Annotated in this window: 1 protein-coding gene; it reads left to right on the top strand. The window is 74.9% G+C overall.

All coding sequences use genetic code 11. The annotated features are described in order from the left end of the window. Nucleotides 1–2726 (top strand): SDR family NAD(P)-dependent oxidoreductase (locus ACFV0Q_RS40615; RefSeq protein WP_385013013.1); only part of this gene is annotated, 2726 nt, incomplete at both ends.

A 2726-nucleotide genomic window follows, 5' to 3' on the forward strand; every position in this document is an offset into this window, starting at 1 on the left:
CGTCGCCCTGCTGGACACCCTGGCCGGCGACGGCACCCCCGTCCCCGACCTGGTGGCGGTGCTCGCCCCGGGTGGTGAGGCGAGGCCCGGCGCGGCGGCGGAGGCGGCGCTGAGCCTCGTACAGGACTGGCTGTCGGACGAGCGGTACGCCGCGTCGCGTCTGCTGGTCGTCACACGGGGCGCCGTCGCCGTCGATCCGGCCTCGGGCGCCGACCCGGCGCAGGCCGCGGTCTGGGGACTGGTGCGTTCGGCGCAGTCGGAGAACCCCGGCCGCTTCGTCCTCGTCGATGCCGAAGCCGATGTCGAAGGCGGCGACCTGTCGGAGCTCGGCGCCGCCGCGGCTACGGGCGAGCCGCAGCTGGCGGTACGCGGGGGAGTGCTGCTCGCACCCCGACTGACGCGCGCCGCCGAAGCCCCCACGGGTGACGCGGCCCCCGACGCCCCGGTGTTCGCGCCGCACGGAACGGTCCTGGTGACCGGAGCGTCCGGGGTACTGGGGCGAGTGGTGACACGGCACCTGGTCGCCGAGCACGGCGTCCGGCGGCTGGTCCTGGCGAGCCGTCGTGGTCCCGCCGCCGACGGCGCGGCGGAGTTCGCCGCGGAGCTGGGCGCACGGGGCGCCGTGGTGGACACCGTGGCCTGCGACGTGGCCGACCGGGAGGCCGTGGCCCGGCTGCTGGGCTCGCTGCCGGCGGCACACCCGCTGACGGGCGTGGTGCACGCGGCGGGCGTGACCGATGACGGCGTGGTGCAGGCCCTGACGCCCGAGCGGATGCGGGGGGTGTTCGGCCCGAAGGTGGCAGGCGCCCTCCACCTGGACGAGCTGACCCGGGGCACGGAGCTGTCGGCCTTCGTGCTGTTCTCGTCGGCCGCCGGTGTCTTCGGCAACGCGGGCCAGGGCAACTACGCCGCTGCCAACGCCGCCCTGGACGCACTGGCCCACGCCCGCCGCGCCGCCGGTCTGCCGGGCGTGTCGCTGGCATGGGGCCTGTGGGCGAGCACCAGCGCACTGACCGCGACGCTGGCCGAGGCCGACCACCGGCGCATCGGCCGCTCCGGGCTCGTCGCGCTGGAGACGGGAGAAGGCCTCGGGCTCCTCGACAGCGCCCTGCGCTCCCCGGAGCCGCTGCTCGTACCCGTCCGCTGGGACCTGCCCGTGCTGCGCGAACAGGCCCGCGCGGGGACACTGCCCACGCTGCTGCGGGACCTGGTCCCCGCACCCGTACGCCGCACCGAGGCGGCTGCGGCCACCACCGCGGACGGCGCCCGGTCCGTGCTGTCGGAGCGGCTGCGGGGGCTGACCGGGAGCGGGCGGACCGAGCTGCTCGTCGACCTCGTACGCGCACACGCGGCCGCCGTACTGGGCCACGGCAGGCCCGAATCCGTCCAGCCGGCCCAGGCGTTCCGCGAGCTCGGCTTCGACTCGCTCACGGCCGTCGAACTCCGCAACCGCCTCGTCTCGGCGACCGGTGTACGGCTGCCGGCCGGGCTGGTCTTCGACTACCCGACGCCGGACGCGCTCGCCGGTCACCTGCTCGCCCACCTGGACGGAGAGCGCCCGGCCATGACCGCGGCGCGGGCGGCCACCCCGGCGGGCGGTGCCGGAGACGAGCCCCTGGCCATCGTCGCCATGAGCTGCCGGTATCCGGGCGGTGTGCGGTCCCCCGAGGACCTGTGGCGGTTGCTCTCCGAAGGCGCCGACGCCATTTCCGACTTCCCCGACGACCGCGGATGGGACCTCGACCTCCTCTCCGAGGAAGGCGCCGCCGGCTCCAGCACCACCCGCAAGGGCGGATTCCTGTACGACGCGGGGGAGTTCGACGCGGCGTTCTTCGGGATCTCGCCGCGTGAGGCGCTCGCGATGGATCCGCAGCAGCGCTTGCTGCTGGAGACCTCCTGGGAGGCGTTCGAGCGGGCCGGGATCGACCCCGCCACGCTGCGCGGTTCCCGTACGGGCGTCTTCACGGGTGTGATGTACCACGACTACGCCTCCTCCCTTCAGTCGGTGCCCGAGGGGGTGGAAGGCTTCCTCGGCACGGGCAACTCCGGGAGCGTCATCTCCGGCCGTCTCTCCTACACCTTCGGCCTCGAGGGCCCCGCGGTGACGGTGGACACGGCGTGCTCCTCGTCGCTCGTCGCGCTGCACCTCGCGGTCCAGGCGCTGCGCCAGGGCGAGTGCGAGATGGCCCTGGCGGGCGGTGTGACCGTCATGGCCGGCCCGGGCGCCTTCGTGGAGTTCAGCCGCCAGCGCGGACTGGCCGCCGACGGCCGCTGCAAGGCGTTCTCCGCGAACGCCGACGGCACCGGGTGGGCCGAGGGCGTCGGCATGCTGCTGGTGGAGCGGTTGTCGGACGCCCGCCGCCATGGCCACCCGGTGCTGGCGGTGGTGCGGGGCAGCGCGGTCAACCAGGACGGTGCTTCGAACGGGTTGACGGCTCCGAACGGCCCGGCGCAGCAGCGCGTCATCGAACAGGCCCTGACCACTGCGGGGTTGTCGGCAGCGGACGTGGATGCGGTGGAGGCGCACGGTACGGGGACGCGGCTGGGTGACCCGATCGAGGCGCAGGCACTGCTCGCCACGTACGGCCAGGACCGGCCCGGGGACCGGCCGCTGTGGCTGGGCTCGCTGAAGTCGAACATCGGGCACACCCAGGCGGCGGCCGGGGTGGGCGGGATCATCAAGATGGTCGAGGCGATGCGGCACGGCGTGCTGCCGAAGACGCTGC

It is taken from the genome of Streptomyces sp. NPDC059564 (genome assembly GCF_042735575.1).
In the GTDB taxonomy this organism is placed as follows: Bacteria; Actinomycetota; Actinomycetes; order Streptomycetales; family Streptomycetaceae; genus Streptomyces.